The 18,814-nt window shown below is 34.5% G+C and carries 14 protein-coding genes; 9 read left to right on the top strand and 5 right to left on the bottom strand.

The window, feature by feature from the left end:
• Positions 1–25 precede the first annotated feature (25 nt).
• The 3 genes from tamL to accD all read left to right on the top strand — a co-directional run bounded on the left by tamL (position 26) and on the right by accD (position 4,666).
• Positions 26–2,590 (top strand): translocation and assembly module lipoprotein TamL, encoded by a 2,565-nt coding sequence (gene tamL, locus E0F98_RS11985; protein WP_132111774.1) that lies wholly within the window; start codon positions 26–28, stop codon positions 2,588–2,590.
• 67 nt (positions 2,591–2,657) lie between these two features.
• Positions 2,658–3,725, top strand: coding sequence for a class II fructose-bisphosphate aldolase (gene fbaA / locus E0F98_RS11980; protein ID WP_132111772.1), 1,068 nt, complete (start codon positions 2,658–2,660; stop codon positions 3,723–3,725).
• An 86-nt stretch (positions 3,726–3,811) separates the two neighbouring features.
• Positions 3,812–4,666 carry an acetyl-CoA carboxylase, carboxyltransferase subunit beta gene (accD, locus tag E0F98_RS11975; RefSeq protein ID WP_132111770.1) on the top strand — a complete coding sequence of 285 codons (855 nt, stop codon included), beginning with the start codon at positions 3,812–3,814 and terminating at the stop codon, positions 4,664–4,666.
• Between the two features lie 85 nt (positions 4,667–4,751).
• On the opposite strand, the gene E0F98_RS11970 is transcribed toward accD, so the two are convergent.
• On the bottom strand, positions 4,752–5,798 hold the full coding sequence (locus E0F98_RS11970; protein ID WP_132111768.1) for an NAD(P)-dependent alcohol dehydrogenase: 1,047 nt from the start codon (positions 5,796–5,798) through the stop codon (positions 4,752–4,754).
• A 128-nt stretch (positions 5,799–5,926) separates the two neighbouring features.
• Positions 5,927–7,177, bottom strand: coding sequence for an ABC transporter permease (locus E0F98_RS11965; protein ID WP_132111766.1), 1,251 nt, complete (start codon positions 7,175–7,177; stop codon positions 5,927–5,929).
• Between the two features lie 165 nt (positions 7,178–7,342).
• Between E0F98_RS11965 and purH the strand changes: the two genes are divergently transcribed.
• From purH to rodA, 6 genes are read left to right on the top strand one after another with little or no spacing between them, the layout of a single operon-like run.
• Positions 7,343–8,869 carry a bifunctional phosphoribosylaminoimidazolecarboxamide formyltransferase/IMP cyclohydrolase gene (gene purH, locus E0F98_RS11960; protein WP_132111764.1) on the top strand — a complete coding sequence of 509 codons (1,527 nt, stop codon included), beginning with the start codon at positions 7,343–7,345 and terminating at the stop codon, positions 8,867–8,869.
• Positions 8,870–8,924: 55 nt separating this feature from the next.
• Complete coding sequence (locus tag E0F98_RS11955; protein ID WP_132111762.1) at positions 8,925–9,953, top strand: rod shape-determining protein; 1,029 nt, start codon at positions 8,925–8,927, stop codon at positions 9,951–9,953.
• A gap of 56 nt (positions 9,954–10,009) precedes the next feature.
• Positions 10,010–10,834, top strand: a complete 825-nt coding sequence (gene mreC / locus E0F98_RS11950; RefSeq protein ID WP_132111760.1) for a rod shape-determining protein MreC — start codon at positions 10,010–10,012, stop codon at positions 10,832–10,834.
• On the top strand, positions 10,827–11,333 hold the full coding sequence (locus E0F98_RS11945; protein WP_132111758.1) for a rod shape-determining protein MreD: 507 nt from the start codon (positions 10,827–10,829) through the stop codon (positions 11,331–11,333). The genes mreC and E0F98_RS11945 overlap by 8 nt, the downstream gene beginning before the upstream one ends.
• Complete coding sequence (mrdA, locus tag E0F98_RS11940) at positions 11,330–13,264, top strand: penicillin-binding protein 2 (RefSeq protein ID WP_132111756.1); 1,935 nt, start codon at positions 11,330–11,332, stop codon at positions 13,262–13,264. The genes E0F98_RS11945 and mrdA overlap by 4 nt, the downstream gene beginning before the upstream one ends.
• Before the next feature lie 17 nt (positions 13,265–13,281).
• Positions 13,282–14,517 carry a rod shape-determining protein RodA gene (gene rodA, locus E0F98_RS11935; RefSeq protein WP_132111754.1) on the top strand — a complete coding sequence of 412 codons (1,236 nt, stop codon included), beginning with the start codon at positions 13,282–13,284 and terminating at the stop codon, positions 14,515–14,517.
• A 25-nt stretch (positions 14,518–14,542) separates the two neighbouring features.
• On the opposite strand, the gene E0F98_RS11930 is transcribed toward rodA, so the two are convergent.
• The 3 genes from E0F98_RS11930 to E0F98_RS11920 are packed head-to-tail and all read right to left on the bottom strand — an operon-like array spanning position 14,543 to position 18,772.
• Positions 14,543–15,364: a DNA/RNA non-specific endonuclease gene (locus tag E0F98_RS11930; protein ID WP_243699240.1), complete on the bottom strand. Its 822-nt coding sequence runs from the start codon at positions 15,362–15,364 to the stop codon at positions 14,543–14,545.
• 23 nt (positions 15,365–15,387) lie between these two features.
• On the bottom strand, positions 15,388–16,497 hold the full coding sequence (locus E0F98_RS11925; protein ID WP_132111752.1) for an ABC transporter permease: 1,110 nt from the start codon (positions 16,495–16,497) through the stop codon (positions 15,388–15,390).
• 16 nt (positions 16,498–16,513) lie between these two features.
• Positions 16,514–18,772, bottom strand: coding sequence for a carboxy terminal-processing peptidase (locus E0F98_RS11920; RefSeq protein WP_132111750.1), 2,259 nt, complete (start codon positions 18,770–18,772; stop codon positions 16,514–16,516).
• Positions 18,773–18,814: the final 42 nt, after the last annotated feature.

Genomic DNA, 18,814 nt, shown 5'->3' with positions numbered 1-18,814 from the left:
TTTTGAATTAAATATATTATACCAGTTGAAGAAGATTTCTACAAAAATAGCAGCATTTATTCTAATAGCAATATTTATTTGCGCCTGTAACGCAGTAAAAAGAGTTCCTGACGGAAAACAGCTCCTTACTAAGAATCAAATTACAGTAAACGGTAAAGCCACAAAGTCCGAAACCGTATTTAATCAATTGTATCAAAAACCAAATAGTACTTTATTATTAGGCTTTCCCTTGCGCTTGCATTTGTACAATTTGGCAAATCTCAACCCAGATTCAACGTATCAAGCGAAATTCACTAACAATCCCGGAAAATACGAAAGAAAATCAAAATGGCTTTCGGCGAAACAAGTAGACAGACTTGGAAAATCTTTTTGGTATCAGGGCATTCATGATTTCCTTAAAAGAACGGGAGAAGCTCCGGTAATTATCGACACTGCAAAAACCGAAAAATCAATTTTACGTCTAAAGTATTATTACTTCAATAATGGTTTTTTTGATGTAGATGCAGATTACAAAGTAGATACCTTAGGCAATAAAAAAGGCAAAATAAAATATAAAATAGCTACTGGAAAACCTTACTTTCTCGACACGATACAAACCTCAATTACTACCCCCGCATTAGATTCTATTTATGAAACGATAAAATCTAACGCCGTCATTAAAACTGGAAATCAATATAAAACAATTGATTTTAATGATGAAAAAAATCGTGTAACTAATCATTTCAGGAATAATGGCGTCTATTATTTTCAGCCTACCTATGTGAATTTTGATATTGATACAATTCAAAAAGGAGATAAGGCTGGTGTAAATTTAATCATCAAAGATTATTCTTTTCAGGATAAAGACTCAACAAGAACGGAGCCTTTTAAAATGTATAAAATAAGCGATGTAAACATCTACACAGACTATTCGTCCAATAAAAGCAATCAACCCATTACGGATAGTGTAACATATAAAAACTTTAATTTATACAGCCATGATAAATTAAAATACAAGCCACATGCTATTACAGATGCCATTTTCATTACTAAAGGTGGGCTTTTTGCTGATAATAAAACTATTCTGACCACCCGATATTTGAATAATCTTAAAATATTCAATTATCCAAGTGTTCAATATGAAATTGACACAAGAGATACTACATACAGTTCGTTAATTGCAAAAATATATTTAACGCCAAGAAAAAAATATAGTTTTGGAACTTCTCTGGATGTTACCCATTCTAATATTCAAGACATCGGAGTCGCTTTAAGCATTTCAGAAACGATTCGGAATGTGTTTAACGGTGCTGAAACATTGGAAGTTTCGGTGCGTGGAAACATTGGATCTTCCAAAGATTTAGCCAACCCAAACAATCAATTTTTTAATGTTTCAGAATATGGAGTGGACTTAAAGTTGAATGTCCCAAGAATTTTCATGCCTTTCTCTACCGAAAAAATAATTAAGAAACGCATGATTCCTTCTACCTTGATGGCTATTGGATTTGCCAGACAAAGAAATATTGGATTAGACAAACAAAATTTTACGGGCGCATTTACCTACAACTGGACTCCAAAGAAAAACAACACCGCTCGTTTTGACCTTTTCAACGCTCAATTTGTACAAAATTTAAATCCGCAAAACTACTTTAATGTTTACGGTTCGTCCTACAAAGCCTTGAATGAAATTGGAAAAATATACAACACAAACCCTAGCTATTTTAATAACGACACAGATCGAGATTTAATAATTGAAACAGGAACAAGAGGATTTATTAGCGATGTACTATCTGGGAATACGCCATTGACTTCTGCAGATAGGGATTATGCCGATGTAAAAAGTATTGAAGAGCGAAGATTGAGACTAACCGAAAATGATTTTATTCTAGCAACCAGTTATACCTTTACAAAATCAACAAAAACTGATCTGACTGACAACACTTTCTATCTTTTTAAAACAAAAATCGAATCCGCAGGTTCACTATTATCTTTAATTTCGAATACAACAAACCAAGCTGAAAATAAAAACGGAAAATTTGAACTTTTCGGTCTAGAGTATTCAGAATATATCAAAACAGAGTTTGACTATATTAAACATTGGGATTTGACAAGAGAGAAAGTATTTGCAGTTCGATCTTTCTTTGGAATCGCAATCCCATTTGGAAATTCTGATTACATTCCATTTTCAAGAAGTTATTTCTCTGGAGGTTCTAATGATAATAGAGCTTGGCAACCCTATAGTTTAGGTCCTGGAAGCAGTGGCGCAAAAGATGATTTTAACGAAGCAAACATGAAAATTGCATTAAGTGCAGAATTCAGATTTAAACTTTTAGGAGATTTAAAGGGAGCGCTTTTTGCAGACGCCGGAAATATCTGGAATGTTTACGATAATGTGACTGATGAGAAGTCAACTTTCACTGGTTTTAGAAGCCTCAAAGACATCGCTTTGGGAACTGGATTCGGATTGCGATATGATCTAAACTTCTTTGTTATCCGATTTGATTTTGGATTCAAAACCTATAATCCTGCTAATGAAACGGACGAAAAATGGTTTAGAGAATACAATTTCGGGAACTCTGTTTTAAATTTTGGAATAAATTACCCGTTCTAATGCTATTTAATTCTTATTTTTGCAGTCTTGAACTAAAAATAAAAAAAACCAACAAAAACAATTTAAAATGGGACATAACATCAAACCGGGAGTAGCTACAGGAGATCAAGTACAAGAAATTTTCAATTATGCGAAAGAAAAAGGCTTTGCTTTACCTGCAGTAAACGTTACTGGTTCTAGCACTATAAATGGAGTTCTTGAAACTGCTGCAAAATTAAACGCACCTGTTATTATTCAATTTTCTAATGGAGGAGCGCAGTTTAACGCTGGAAAAGGACTTTCTAATGCTAATGAAAAAGCAGCTATCGCTGGAGGTATTGCAGGCGCAAAACACATCCATGCCTTAGCAGAAGCATACGGAGCTACAGTGATTTTACATACTGACCACTGTGCTAAAAAACTTTTACCTTGGATTGACGGATTATTAGATGCTTCAGAAGAACATTTTGCTGCAACTGGAAAACCATTATACAGTTCGCATATGATTGACTTGTCTGAAGAGCCAATCGAAGAGAACATTGAAATTTGCAAAGGATACTTAGCTAGAATGAGCAAAATGGGAATGACATTAGAAATCGAACTTGGGATTACAGGTGGTGAAGAAGATGGTGTTGACAACTCTGACGTAGATAGTTCTAAATTATACACACAGCCAGAAGAAGTAGCTTATGCTTATGAAGAATTATCTAAAATAAGCCCAAGATTCACTATTGCTGCTGCTTTTGGAAACGTACATGGTGTTTACAAACCAGGTAATGTGAAATTGACTCCAGTAATTTTGAAAAACTCACAAGATTTCGTTCAAAAGAAATTCAACACAGGACACAATCCAGTTGATTTTGTTTTCCACGGTGGATCAGGTTCTACTCTTGAAGAAATCAGAGAAGGAATTAGCTACGGAGTAATCAAAATGAACATCGATACTGACTTGCAATTTGCATTTACTGAAGGTATCCGTGATTACATGGTTAAAAATATCGATTATTTGAAAACTCAAATTGGTAACCCAGAAGGTTCTGATATTCCAAACAAAAAATACTACGATCCAAGAAAATGGATCCGTGAAAGTGAAATGACTTTCAACGCAAGACTAGAGCAAGCATTTGCTGACTTGAACAACGTGAATACACTATAAAATTAAGAATTATGAGTTATAAAGTAGAAGCATTCTTTCTATTTTACAACGCATAACTTTTAACGCAAAACTCATAACTATTAAATATGGCTTGGTTTAAAAGAAAAGAAAAAGGAATCACAACTGCGACCGAAGACAAAATGGATGTTCCAAAAGGTCTATGGTACAAGTCTCCTACAGGAAAAATTATTGATGCCGATGAGTTGGAACGCAATTTATTTGTAAGTCCTGAAGACGGTTTCCATGTTCGAATTGGTAGTAGTACTTATTTCGAAATCTTATTTGACAATAATGAATTTGTTGAATTAGATAAAAACTTAACTTCTAAAGACCCGTTGAACTTTGTTGACACAAAGAAATACGCAGACAGGCTTAAAGACGTTATGGAAAAAACCAAACTAAAAGACGCTGTGCGTACTGGAGTTGGGAAATCCAAAGGTCGTGAAGTTGTAGTTTGCTGTATGGATTTTGCCTTTATTGGTGGATCTATGGGAGCTGTAGTAGGTGAAAAAATATCAAGAGGAATCGATTATTCTATCAAAAACAGAGTTCCATTTGTAATGATTTCAAAATCAGGTGGAGCGAGAATGATGGAAGCTGCTTATTCTTTGATGCAATTAGCAAAAACATCGGTAAAACTTGCCCAGCTTGCGGAGGAAAAAATCCCTTACATCTCTTTATGTACAGATCCAACTACGGGAGGAACAACTGCATCTTATGCAATGTTAGGAGACATCAATATTTCTGAGCCAGGAGCATTAATTGGATTCGCAGGACCTAGAGTTGTAAGAGACACTACGGGTAAAGATTTACCTGAAGGTTTTCAAACTGCTGAATTTCTTTTAGAGCATGGTTTCTTAGACTTTATCACGCCAAGAAAAGAATTGAAAGACAAGATTAACTTGTATATCGATTTGATTCAAAATAATGATATTAGATAGTTTTAAAACTACCTAAACCAAAAAATCCCAAGAATTGCTTCTTGGGATTTTTTTATATCTATCAAAAGTCAAAAAGTTCTAACTTTTATTTTAAAGATGCCATATCAATTACAAAACGGTATTTCACATCGCTTTTATTCATTCGATCATAAGCTTCATTGATATAATCCATATTGATTACTTCCACATCTGAAGTTATGTCGTGTTCAGCACAATAGTCTAGCATCTCTTGTGTTTCGGCAATTCCACCAATCAAACTTCCCATTATACTTCTACGTTTCATGATTAATGTCATCGCAGGTATTTCAGCTGGCTTACTTGGAACTCCTACAATTATCATAGTTCCATTTGTATTCAACAAATTTAAATAGGCATTATAATCGTGGTCAGCAGAGACCGTGTTTAGAATAACATCAAATTTATTTGCCAATGATTTCATTACTTCAGCATCAGAAGTTAATGCAAAATGATGCGCTCCTAATTTCTTAGCATCCGCTTCTTTAGAAGGAGAATGACTTAACATCGTTACCTCGGCACCAAATGACGCTGCAAATTTAACGGCCATATGACCTAAACCACCTAAACCAAGAACTCCTACTTTATGTCCTTTACCTACTTTTAAATAACGTAACGGAGAATAAGTTGTAATTCCTGCACATAATAAAGGAGCGACTCCTGAGAGCTCTAATTTATCGGAAATATGTAAAATGTAATTTTCATCAACGGTGATACTTGTAGAATAACCTCCGTAAGTAGGCGTCGTTGTACCTCTTTCATAGCTATTGTAAGTTCCGGTCATTCCTTCGTCACAAAGCTGCTCATCACCTGCTTTACAACTAGGACAAGTTCTACAAGAATCAACAAAACAACCTACGCCTGCTAATTCTCCTACTTTAAACTTAGTAACTTCACTACCTACTGCTGTAATTTTACCTACAATTTCATGACCTGGTACTAAAGGATAAATAGCTGGTCCCCAATCTCCCTTTGCAGTGTGAATATCTGAGTGACAAACACCACTATAAAGTATTTCTATTTGAACTTCATTTTTCGCAAGCTCATCTCTTTCAAAAGTGTACGGTCTTAATGGAGTTTCTGTGTCGTATGCTGCATATGCTTTTATTGCTGTCATATTTTTAGTTTTAATTGAATATCAAATCTACAAAAAAGACTGTCTTTGTTTGTTAAGAATATAATAAATGAATTTTTTAAATTCTATTGATCCAAAAAAAATAAATTAAAAACTATGCTAATCATCAATTACATTCCCGTCCTAATCGCTTCCACAGGATCTAATTTTGAAGCCGTAATTGCAGGCAGAATTCCAGAAATTAAACCAATCAGTCCTGCTAGTAGCGTACCCAAAAGAATATTTCCCATTCCTAGAACAAATTCGAAATCTAAAACATTGGTCAACACCACTGCAATAATCCAAACTAAAAACAAGCCAATCATTCCTCCAATAACAGACAGAATAACCGCCTCAAATAAAAATTGGAATAAGATAAAACGATTTTTGGCTCCCAATGATTTTTGAATACCAATTAAATTCGTTCGTTCCTTTACCGAAACAAACATAATATTAGCAATACCAAAACCACCCACTAAAAGTGAAAAACCACTAATCATCCACCCACCAAATTTCATATTTAAGATGATTCCATCAATTAAATCAGTAAAACCGGAGAATACATTTATAAAAAAATTATCTATTTCACCTGCTTTAACCCCTCTATACGCTCTAAGTTTTTGCGAAATTTCAGCTCTATAAGCATCCATATCAACGCCCTTATTGGGTTTCAAAACAATCACGTTTACTAAAGACTCATTATTATCTCCATACAGCTGCCTAAGAAAATTGACTGGAATAAAAGCCGAAGTATCATCACTATCTCCAAATAGCCCTGCACCTTGTTTTTTTAGGACTCCAATTACCGAAAAACGCTGGCCATATACCCTAACATTTTTCCCAATTGGATCTACTGCATCAAAAAGTGATTTTGCAATTTCGCTACCCAAAACAATAACTTTAGCTCCTGAATTAGCTTCGGATTCATTATAAAACCTTCCTTTTTCAAACTCAAGCCCTTGAATATCGATAAATTCATAAGATACAGGAACCATATTAACATCACTTACTGTCTTAGAGTCGTATTTTATCGTTTCACGTTTCGTGAAAATTTGGTAGCCTAATTCCTCCGTATTTGTCATCGCACCTTTCATATACGTATATTCATCGTACTTGATGTTAGGAAACTGCTCTCTTTTCCATTTTGGAACTTCAGAAGGTCCAAAAGAAAACTTCATCAAATAAATAGTGTTTTTATCTAAACTACTTAAATCTTTAGTAATCTTTCTATCCAATGAATCTACTGCGGCAAGCACTGCTATTATTGAGAAAATACCAATAGTTACACCCAGCAGAGAAAGTAAAGTTCGCAATATATTACTTCGCAGTGCATTCATAGCAAAGGCAAAACTTTCTTTCAATAATCGGAGATATACTAGCATAAAGTCTTTTTTGTTTTATTGTAAAAATCTGCAAATATTATTCGAAATCCAAATAATAAAGTACACTACAAGTTGGTATGATTTTTTAAGACAATGTTACAACACTTCATATAAATTTATAATCAAAAAAAAACTATTTTTGCACTTTATAACTAGAACTACATAATGAACACAACTAAAAAGATTCAATCAGCATTAATTTCAGTATTTTCAAAAGAAGGTTTAGAACCGATAGTTAGAAAATTACATTCTCAAAATGTGATTTTATATTCTACAGGCGGAACTGAAGATTTTATAAAAAACTTAGGTATTCCTGTAGTACCTGTTGAAGATGTTACTTCTTACCCTTCAATCCTAGGCGGAAGAGTAAAGACATTGCATCCAAAAGTTTTTGGAGGTATATTAAACCGTCAAGACAATGAAAGTGATGTTCAACAAATGCAGGAGTTTAATATTCCGCAAATTGATTTAGTAATCGTTGATTTATATCCTTTCGAAAAAACGGTAGCTTCTGGAGCAAGTGAAGCTGATATTATTGAAAAAATTGATATCGGTGGAATTTCTTTAATTCGTGCTGCTGCAAAAAACTTCAAAGACACCGTTATAGTTGCCTCTGTTGATCAATATAGCACCCTTTTAGATTTGATCACAAATCAGGATGGCGCAACATCTCTTGCCGACAGAAAATTACTTGCAACAAAAGCTTTTCACGTTTCATCTCACTATGACAGTGCTATTTTTAACTATTTCAACACAGATGAAACTGTTTATAAAGCAAGTATCGCAGAAGGTCAGGTATTAAGATATGGCGAAAATCCACATCAAAAAGGTTTTTACTTTGGTGATTTCGAAGCAATGTTCAACAAAGTTCATGGAAAAGAATTGTCATACAACAATTTATTAGATGTAGATGCTGCAGTGAATTTAATTGCCGAATTCAAAAATGACGCTCCTACTTTTGCTATATTAAAACACAATAATGCTTGCGGCTTAGCTACAAGAACTACTATTAGTGATGCTTACAATGCCGCTTTAGCTTGCGATCCAACATCGGCTTTTGGCGGTGTATTAATTTCGAATACAAAAATAGATGTTGCAGCAGCAACTGAAATAAACAAATTGTTTTGTGAAGTAGTTATTGCACCTGAATATGATGCAGCAGCACTTGAAATCCTACAGGAAAAGAAAAATAGAATTATCTTAATTCAAAACGAAGTAGAATTACCTAATAAACAAGTTAGATCTTGTTTAAACGGACTTTTAATTCAAGAAAGAAATAACATTACCGACAATAAAGAAGGTTTAACGACCGTTACTACAACAACTCCGACAACACAAGAAATTCAAGATCTACTATTTGCTTCTAAAATTTGTAAAAATACAAAGTCTAACACTATTGTATTTGCAAAAAATGGAACACTTATTTCATCTGGAACAGGACAAACGTCAAGAGTTGATGCTTTACTTCAAGCAATTGAAAAAGCAAAAACATTTGGTTTTGATTTAAATGGAGCCGTGATGGCTAGCGATGCTTTCTTCCCTTTCCCTGACTGTGTAGAAATTGCAAAAAACGCTGGAATAACAGCAGTTATTCAACCAGGCGGATCTATAAAAGACCAATTAAGCATCGACTATTGCAACGAGAATAAACTTGCAATGGTATTTACGGGAACTCGTCATTTTAAGCATTAATTTGTTTAACTTTGTACGCTCCTAATTTTTAACTTTTTAAACCCCTGAAAAACTTATGGGATTTTTTGATTTCATGACCGAGGATATTGCGATAGATCTTGGTACCGCTAACACTTTAATCATACATAATGATAAAGTAGTAATTGACAGCCCATCAATAGTTGCTAGAGATAGAATCTCTGGTAAAATCATTGCAGTTGGTAAAGAAGCCAACTTGATGCAGGGTAAGACACATGAAAACATTAAGACAATAAGGCCTTTGAAAGATGGTGTAATTGCCGATTTTGATGCTTCAGAAAAAATGATCAGTTTATTCATAAAAAGCATTCCTGCCTTAAAGAAAAGAATGTTTACTCCCGCTCTTAGAATGGTAGTTTGTATTCCTTCTGGAATTACTGAGGTTGAAATGAGAGCCGTAAAAGAATCTTGTGAAAGAGTGAATGGTAAAGAAGTTTACTTAATTCATGAACCTATGGCTGCAGCAATTGGTATCGGTATCGATATTATGCAACCTAAGGGAAATATGATTGTAGATATTGGAGGAGGAACAACTGAAATCGCTGTAATCGCACTTGGTGGAATCGTATGTGACAAATCTGTGAAAATTGCAGGTGACGTTTTCACAAACGACATCGTGTATTATATGCGTACCCAACACAATCTATTTGTGGGAGAAAGTACCGCTGAAAAAATAAAAATCCAAATTGGAGCCGCTATTGAAGATCTAGAAACTCCTCCAGAAGACATGTCTGTTCAAGGAAGAGATTTACTTACCGGTAAACCAAAACAAGTTGATGTTTCTTATAGAGAAATCGCTAAAGCATTAGACAAATCAATTCAAAGGATCGAGGACGCGGTTATGGAAACCTTGTCTCAAACTCCTCCAGAATTAGCTGCAGATATTTATAATACAGGTATCTACCTTGCTGGTGGTGGTTCTATGTTGCGTGGATTAGACAAAAGAATTTCTCAAAAAACAGATTTACCTGTTTATATTGCAGAAGACCCATTAAGAGCAGTAGTTCGCGGAACAGGAATGGCGCTTAAAAACCTAGCGAAATTTAAAAGTATCTTAATAAAATAAGACACTCGAGAATTCCGTTAGAAGCAAAACCTGAAACAAAATAATTATACTAGAGAATGCAGCAAATATTTAATTTTATATTCAAAAACAGTAATCGTATACTGTTTTTGCTGTTATTATCCATTTCGTTTTTTCTGACGATACAAGCGCACTCCTACCACAAAAGTAAAATCATAAGCTCCGCTAATATTTTAAGCGGCGGAGTCTATGAAAAGATCAACAATGTGAGTGAATATTTGAATTTGAAAACACAAAATGATGCTTTGGCCATTGAAAATGCTAGGCTAAAAAGTATTTTATTTGCTACTACCGACTCGATTTCGATTACAAAATTAGAAAAAACTAAGGAAACCCAACCTTACGATATTGTCGTTTCTAAGGTGATTCACAACTCTTACAATGTTCACGAGAACTACCTTACTTTGAACTCCGGTAAATTACAAGGCGTAAAATCTGACATGGGAGTGATAAATAATTTAGGATTAGTGGGAGTCATCGACAATACTTCGCCGAGATATTCCACTGTGGTAAGTATTTTGAATGTAAAATCACAAATTAACGCCAAAATTAAAAAATCAAATCATTTTGGTTCTTTAATCTGGAATGGAAAAAGCACTGGTTTTGTTCAGTTAATAGATGTTCCAAGACTAGCATCCGTTAGAAAAGGAGATACGATCGTCACTGGTGGTCAATCTGTAATTTTTCCGGAAAACATCAATATTGGAACGATTGAAAAAATATACATCGATAATAAAACCAACTATTATACTTTAGACATTAAGCTTTTTAATGATATGACAAATTTAGGTCATGTTTATATTCTAAAAAGCAGATACCGAGACGAACTTAATAATTTAGAAAAAGTAAAGAAAAATGAATAGCACATTGTTAGTCAATATTTTTCGGTTCATTTTATTACTAGCCGTCCAGATAGTTATTTTTAATAACATGAATTTTTTAGGATTTGTAATGCCGCTTCCTTACATCCTATTTATCATTTTGTATCCTGTTAACGGAAACAAAACAGGTCTTTTATTCGCTAGTTTTTTATTAGGTCTCACAATGGATATCTTTTCTAATTCAGGAGGAGTACATGCCACTGCCTGTTTAACATTAGCCTACCTTAGACCGTATCTATTTAAATTTTCATTTGGTATCAGTTACGAATACCAAACCATAAAACTAAACGACGTATTAACACCAGAACGATTCTCTTTTATATTACTGTCTGTTGTTATTCATCACTTTACCCTGTTTATAATAGAAGCTTTTCAAGTAAGTTTCTTTCTGGATATCTTAATACGTGCTCTCTTAAGCACTATCTTTACAGTTATCCTTTGCATTATTATAATATACCTTATTAAGCCTAACAAACGATGAGAAAAATTCTGCTGCCTTCCTTAATTATTGTTGCAGCATCATTGCTACTAATCCGAATTTTCTATTTGCAAGTTATCAACGATACTTTCAAATTAAAGTCAGAGAATAACGCTATCAAAATAAAATACGACTATCCCGAAAGAGGTTATATTTTTGATCGTTATGGAAAGCTGTTAGTATCAAATCAGGCATCTTACGACATCATGGTAATTCCCCGAGAGTTAAAAAACATCGACACATTAGAGTTTTGTCAGTTGTTGAATATCACAAAGGAGGACTACATTGAAAAAATAGCGAAAGCTAAAGTATATAGCCCACGACTGCCCTCAGTCTTTCTAGCTCAATTAAACAAGAGTGAATTTGCAGCATTTCAAGAAAAAATCAGAAAATTCGAAGGTTTCTATTTTCAAAAACGTTCACTTCGTGATTATGAAGTTGATTTTGGAGCTAATATTTTTGGAGGCATAACAGAAGTAAACGAAAAAACAATAGAAAAGAACTCTTACTATAAAAGCGGTGACTTAATAGGAGTACAAGGAGTTGAGCAAAGCTATGAGGAAATTTTACGTGGTATTAAAGGAGTAAAATACATTCAAAAAGATAAATACAACCGTGAAATAGGTTCCTACAAAAACGGTAAATACGATACTATTGCAGTACAAGGAGAAGACATAAACCTTACACTAGATGCTGATTTACAAAGGTACGGTGAGCAATTAATGATAAATAAAAGAGGTGGTATTGTCGCTATCGAACCTAAAACCGGAGAGATTTTATCACTAATAACAGCACCATCATACGATCCGTCGATTTTGGTTGGGAGACAGCGCTCTAAAAATTATACCTTACTATATTACGATTCTATCGCAAAACCACTGTATGACAGAGGACTATTGGCTGAATATCCGCCGGGCTCTCCTTTTAAGATTTTAACTGGACTAATAGGACTGCAAGAAGGAGTCATCAATGAGCAAACTACATATACTTGTTACAATGGATTCAGCTACGCAAGAGGCCGCTTTATGAAATGCCATGCACATGCTCCTAGTCAACAACTTCATAATGGAATTTACAATTCTTGCAACACTTACTTTGCACAGACCTACATGCGTATCATAAGTAAATATGTCAAACCTTCATATGCCGTTGATGTATGGAGTAATCATCTAAAAAGTTTTGGTCTCGGACAGTTTATGGGGTACGATTTACCTACTGGAAAAAGAGGAAATATTCCAGATTCAAAAACTTACAAGCGAATTTATCCTAATGGAGGTTGGCGAGGCACCACGATTGTTTCAAACTCAATCGGACAGGGAGAAGTGCTTATGACACCTATTCAACTCGCCAGTATGATGGCTACAGTTGCTAATGAAGGTTATTACTACACTCCTCATATGATTAAAAAAATCAAGGGGGAGCAAATAGATCCGAAATTTAAGGTAAAGCATCAAACTACAATTGACAAAAAGCATTTCAAGCCTCTGATCAGCGGTTTATTTGACGTGTACAACGTTGGTACAGCTAGATCACTACGTGTAGAAGGCATCGATATTGCAGGAAAAACAGGTACTGCAGAAAATTTCGCTAAGATAGGCGGAAAAAGAGTTCAACTTAAAGACCATTCTATTTTTGTGGCTTTCGCCCCTAAGGATAATCCGAAAATTGCGATTGCAGTACTGGTAGAAAATGGTGGATTCGGTGCTACAATTGCTGGACCAATCGCCAGTTTAATGATCGAAAAATACCTAAGAAAAAAGATCACAAGAATTGACTTAGAAACAAGAATTCTAAACATAAGTTTGCGTGATGAATATGCAAAAATGGGTGGAATGAAAGCAGCAGAGGCTATCGAAACTACCCCTAAAGACATTAGTATCAAAAATAATGAGTTTAGCAACTTTACTCGTAAGGACACGACTACTCAAAATTAAAAAGAGATTCATTTCCAATGAAAAATCAAAGCATAAAGAAAAATCTTGACTGGACCTGTATATTAATTTATAGTGCACTTGTGATAATGGGCTGGTTAAACATCTACTCATCCTCCTTGTCTTCTATAGATGAAACCTACCAGAAACAGCTAATATTTATATTATTGACTATTCCATTGATTTTCATAATACTCGCCATTGACGGTAAATTTTATGAAAAATATGCAAGTATTATCTTTATTGGCTCTTTGATAACATTAGCGGGTCTTTTTCTCTTTGGTAAAACAATAGCAGGTCAACGATGCTGGTACGCTATTGGAAGTTTCACCATACAACCCTCTGAATTCGCCAAAGCAGCGACCTCTTTGGCTTTAGCCAAATTTTTAAGCGACTCTCAAATTAATCTAAAAGAAACAAATCGTCAGATACAAGCGCTGGCAATTGTATTTTTACCTGTTTTACTTATTCTACCACAACCAGACCCTGGAAGCGCCTTAATCTACAGTATTTTCATCATTGTACTCTATCGTGAAGGACTACCAGCATGGTATGTGTGGACAGGATTTAGCACAATTACTTTATTTGTACTGTCATTAGTTTTAGAACCACAATATGTCATTTTAATAGCACTAATAACACTCTTGCTCGTTCACTTTAAATCAAGATTAGGAGACAGAAATATCGTTTTGAGCAGCATTCTTTTTGTATTGATTTCTGGTTTTGTTTTGTCAGTAAATTATGTTTTTGAAAACGTATTTAAACAACACCATAGAGACCGTTTTAATATCTTATTAGGTAAAACAGTAGATTTAAAAGGTGTTGGATACAATACCAATCAATCTGAGATCGCGATTGGCTCAGGTGGATGGCTAGGAAGAGGTTTCCTTGAAGGAACTCAAACTAAAGGTGGATTTGTACCAGAACAACATACGGATTATATCTTTACTACCGTTGGTGAAGAATGGGGTTTTGCGGGCTCTATTGTCGTAATAGGATTGTTTGTAAGTTTGTTTCTTAGAGTGATCTACTTGGCTGAAAGGCAAAAAACTAAATTCAGTAGAGTTTACGGCTATTGTGTGGCAGGAATTTTATTTACGCATTTCTTTGTAAATATAGCGATGGTAGTTGGTATCTTCCCTACTATTGGAGTTCCATTGCCTTTCTTCTCTTATGGAGGATCCGGACTGTGGGGATTTACTATTTTACTGTTTATTTTCCTTAAAATGGATGCTAATAAAGTAAACGAATGGTAGTCTAACTACAACTCAAAACTAATTTTTAATTAAAAATCCAAGCGCTAAAATCGGTGTTTTTCTCTAAGCTGTTCTCTAATTCGTCTTCCAGTTTAGGGAAAAAGTCAATTCCAGTCAATTCCTCAATTCTATCTACAGAAACTATAAAACTATATAGCGGCTTTTCACTTCGTTCATTTGGAATTAAAAAAGCAACCATTTTAGGCTTCTCATTAGAAATATTTAAAACAATCTTGTAAAAAGAATCAGGAACAATTACTTTTTCTTTACCAATTGTTCTGGTTGAATTCTTCAAAACACCTCCGGTTACAACATACACACCGTTATACTTGACAGCCCAATAACGAACTTTTTGTTCGAGTCTGTTCCAAATTCCACTATTAAAGTCACGATCTTGAGGAGAAATATTAGATGTGTAAAAAGTATCACTAAAAGCCTCTTCATCAAACTCCATGTCTGCAGCAGGGCACAAATGACCTTTATCATATCCTGAATTCTTATAATTTCTCCAATCAGCAGAGAAAGTTAAAACTTTAGGATCCGCAATAAAATAAGGCCTTTTATAATCTCTATTGGTAACATATTCCTTTTTCAATTCATAAGCTAGCCATTCTGCCTGTTCCGCTTGCTCACTATAGGATAACGTGTAGTGTTTGTGCTTTACAACTTCGTTTGAAGAAGTTCCTGGTAAATAATCGAATAAAACTTTAGATTCATTCACATCTCCATTAACTACCAAAGGATGTGAAATACTACTACTATCTACCCCACTGTCTTCTGCTTTCTTACAAGAACATAAAAACATAAAACTTGTAAATACTATTACTCCTAGTTGAAAATACTTCATTTACAAATCATTTTAGACTATGACTATTGTTTTACATCCAAGGCATCACGCAGGGCATTTCCCATCATCATAAAAGCCAATGTGATCAACATAATAGCGATACCAGGAACCATTGCTAAATACGGTTTCCCTAGAATAATATAACTGTAGTGATCTTTTATAATACTTCCCCAACTCGGAATGGGAGGTTGAGCTCCTAATCCTAGAAAACTAAGTCCGCTTTCTACTAATATAGCTGACGCAAAATTAGCCGCCGAAATTACAATTACCGGAGCCATTATATTTGGTAAAATATGATTGAATATAATTCGGAAATCTCCAAAACCTAAAGCTCTGGCTGCCGTTACATATTGCATCTCCTTAACACTTATGACTTGACCGCGAACTACACGTGCCACTTCAACCCACATCGTTAATCCCACGGCGACAAAAACCTGCCAAAACCCTTTTCCTAATGCCAAGGTTATTGCGATCACAAGAAGTAAGGTAGGAATGGACCAAATAATATTAACCAGCCACATAATCAGCGCATCAACTTTACCGCCAAAATACCCACCTATTGCTCCGAAAAAAATTCCAACTATTAGAGAAATCAGCACGGCAACAACACCAATCGAAATCGAAACTCTTGAACCAATCAACATCCTACTTAGCAAATCTCTACCATATTTATCAGTCCCTAAATAAAAAGTCCTGTTCTTAATAAATTTCTGCTCCACTGTTATAATTGAACTTTCTCCAGCAAAGGACTTCAGATTAATCTCTTTAACCATTTTTAACGATGGCTCATCATTATACTCTTCATATATGATTGTATTCCCAACGATCTTATAACTCTCAATCGCCACTTCGGTAACACTATTTGGGAAACCAGAAAAATAATTACTAAACGTAGCATGAGTCTTTTCCTCTAAGGGAATAGAGAGAATATTGACATTAAAACCTGGTGGCTTTGAATGAATAGACAAATGCATTTGATTTGCATTTTCGGAACGATCTGGCGCCAAAACATAAGCAAAAATAGAAACGAGTACTAAAATTACGATAAATACAAGACTGAAAACGCCCCATAAATTCTTTTTGAATTTATGGAGCGCAATAGCTGTTAATGATTGAGTTGTATTATTATTCATTTAAAGAAGGCTACACTTATGACTTAGCTAGTTTTTCTTTTTTTAATTTCCCTGGATCAGCTTTTTTTAAAACAACCTTAGTCTGTAAATCATCCAAAACATTTAATGCTTCCTCAACATAAATATCTTTAGATAAGCTTTCGTGCCATCTGTCTCTTTTCTCTTTTAAAATACTGTCTTTACTTGTTTGAACAATTTCATAAGGTAAAGAAGAGAACTGTAATGAATTCTTATATTTCGAAATTGGTTTATATTTTTTTGCCTTTTCTTCAACTGCATTCTGAGCAATTTTGAACTTTTCAATATTTAAACTATAAGTATTTTCCTCACTTCTACTATCAATCCATTTTGCATTTTCTTCAATTAACTTAAACTGATCATTCGCAGCAATTCTAGCTTTGCTATTGGCAATAGCTTTATTAAAATTAGCAGTTTTATCCCAAACGGTGTAAGCAGCAGCGTCAATTTTATCCCAAGGCATAGCGTGCTCTACATCTCTCTCCCCCATTTTTAAATAAGCATATCTGTCTGGCATTACAATATCACTACTCACCCCTTCCAATTGAGTTGAGCCACCATTGATTCTATAAAATTTTTGAGTCGTAGTTTTCAATGCACCCAAATCTCCCATTTCATTACTTCTAACAAATTGGTTTAAATCAATAACATTTTGCACTGTTCCTTTACCGTAAGTTTGTTTACTACCTACTATAATCCCTCTCTTATAATCCTGGATTGCAGCAGCCAAAATTTCAGAAGCGGAAGCAGAGAAACTATTGACCATAATTACTAACGGTCCATCCCACTCAATTTTTTTATCTCTATCAAACAGGACTTCTTTCTTTCTACCAGCCGATTTAATTTGTACAATCGGTCCTTGCTCGATGAATAATCCAGCAATATCAACAACCGTTGATAAAGAACCTCCTCCATCATCACGAACATCAAGTATAATTCCGTCTACGTTTACAGCTTTCAATCGCTCTACTTCTAACGCAATGTCCTTTCCAGCATCTCTACCGTCTTTATTTTCGAAATCAATATAGAATTTAGGTAAATAGATCACACCGTATTTCAATCCGCCTTTATTAACAACGCTTGACTTAGCATAAGTTTCTTCGATTTCGACAATATCTCTAATTATCGAAATAACTTTAATAGTTCCATCTACCTTCTTCACTGTAAGACGAACCTCAGAACCTTTAGGCCCTTTGATTTTTTTCACAACATCATCAAGTCGCATTCCTACAACATCAACAGGCGTTGCATTTCCTTGAGCCACTTTCATCACTAAATCTCCGGCTTCCAATTGTTTCCCTCTCCAGGCTGGTCCTCCAGAGATCAAATCAGTAATCTCTGTAAAGTCATTTTTCTTTTGAAGACGCGCACCAATACCTTCTAGCTTTCCGCTAATACTTACATCAAAACGCTCCTTTTCTTCTGGGGCAAAATAATTTGTATGTGGATCAAAACCAGCGGTGATAGAATTAATATAAACTGAAAACCAATCATCTCTGTCTAAGTCATTCATGAAACCAAAATATTCATCCAAAGATTTTTTAGCACTTTCTCGTGTTTCTTTTTCTAATTCGGCAAAAGTTTTTGGTTTTCCAGCATCCTCAACATTATCAATTTTGATTTCTTCCAAATTATCATCCATCAAATCTTCTCCAGATTTTGAAGCTTCTGTTGTGTCATCGTTACCTTTAGCCTTCTTTTCTTGCACTCTCAAACGTTCCGTCAAAGAAGAAAGTGTGGACAATTTGATTTGCTTTCTCCATCTTTCTGTCAGTTCCGAAGTATTTTTTGGGTAGGGTGCTTTTTCATAATCGGTGTTAAAACTTTCATCTATTGAATAGTCAAAAGGCTCACTCATAATCCCTTTGTAAATACTTTTACTTTCATCCATTCTTTTCATCAAACGCTCAAACGTAAGATTGAAAAAAGTCAAGTCTTTATTAAGCAAAGCGTCATCTAACTGCAACTCATATTTAGAAAACTCATCAATATCAGATTGTAGAAAGAAACGTTTTGAGGGGTCTAAAGCCTCTACATAATCTTTATAAACACCCTTAGAAAAGGAGTCATCTATGGCCGCAGGACTATAGTGTCCTTTTTCAAGTACAAAAGTCAGTAATTCTAATAATAATTTATCTTTATCAGGATTAGAACTCACCCCTGATTTTAAATTAAATGCAAATAATGTCGCCGAAAGCAGAACAGTCGCAATTAATATTTTATAATTTCTTTTCATAAAGCTAAGAATAATATTCATCCAAATTTTTGAACTAATATACGGTAAAAACTGTGCCACCAT

The organism is Flavobacterium hiemivividum (assembly GCF_004349145.1).
In the GTDB taxonomy this organism is placed as follows: domain Bacteria; phylum Bacteroidota; class Bacteroidia; order Flavobacteriales; family Flavobacteriaceae; genus Flavobacterium; species Flavobacterium hiemivividum.
Note: the sequence above shows the minus strand (reverse complement) of the source record. Positions and strands in the feature narration are given on the sequence as shown.

Coding starts and splice junctions, on each gene's coding strand:
- E0F98_RS11965 (WP_132111766.1), bottom strand. CDS start 7,177: ATGCTAGTATATCTCCGATTATTGAAAGAAAGTTTTGCCTTTGCTATG.
- E0F98_RS11955 (WP_132111762.1), top strand. CDS start 8,925: ATGGGATTTTTTGATTTCATGACCGAGGATATTGCGATAGATCTTGGT.
- purH (WP_132111764.1), top strand. CDS start 7,343: ATGAACACAACTAAAAAGATTCAATCAGCATTAATTTCAGTATTTTCA.
- mrdA (WP_132111756.1), top strand. CDS start 11,330: ATGAGAAAAATTCTGCTGCCTTCCTTAATTATTGTTGCAGCATCATTG.
- E0F98_RS11945 (WP_132111758.1), top strand. CDS start 10,827: ATGAATAGCACATTGTTAGTCAATATTTTTCGGTTCATTTTATTACTA.
- E0F98_RS11930 (WP_243699240.1), bottom strand. CDS start 15,364: ATGAAGTATTTTCAACTAGGAGTAATAGTATTTACAAGTTTTATGTTT.
- fbaA (WP_132111772.1), top strand. CDS start 2,658: ATGGGACATAACATCAAACCGGGAGTAGCTACAGGAGATCAAGTACAA.
- E0F98_RS11920 (WP_132111750.1), bottom strand. CDS start 18,772: ATGAATATTATTCTTAGCTTTATGAAAAGAAATTATAAAATATTAATT.
- E0F98_RS11925 (WP_132111752.1), bottom strand. CDS start 16,497: ATGAATAATAATACAACTCAATCATTAACAGCTATTGCGCTCCATAAA.
- E0F98_RS11970 (WP_132111768.1), bottom strand. CDS start 5,798: ATGACAGCAATAAAAGCATATGCAGCATACGACACAGAAACTCCATTA.
- mreC (WP_132111760.1), top strand. CDS start 10,010: ATGCAGCAAATATTTAATTTTATATTCAAAAACAGTAATCGTATACTG.
- accD (WP_132111770.1), top strand. CDS start 3,812: ATGGCTTGGTTTAAAAGAAAAGAAAAAGGAATCACAACTGCGACCGAA.
- rodA (WP_132111754.1), top strand. CDS start 13,282: ATGAAAAATCAAAGCATAAAGAAAAATCTTGACTGGACCTGTATATTA.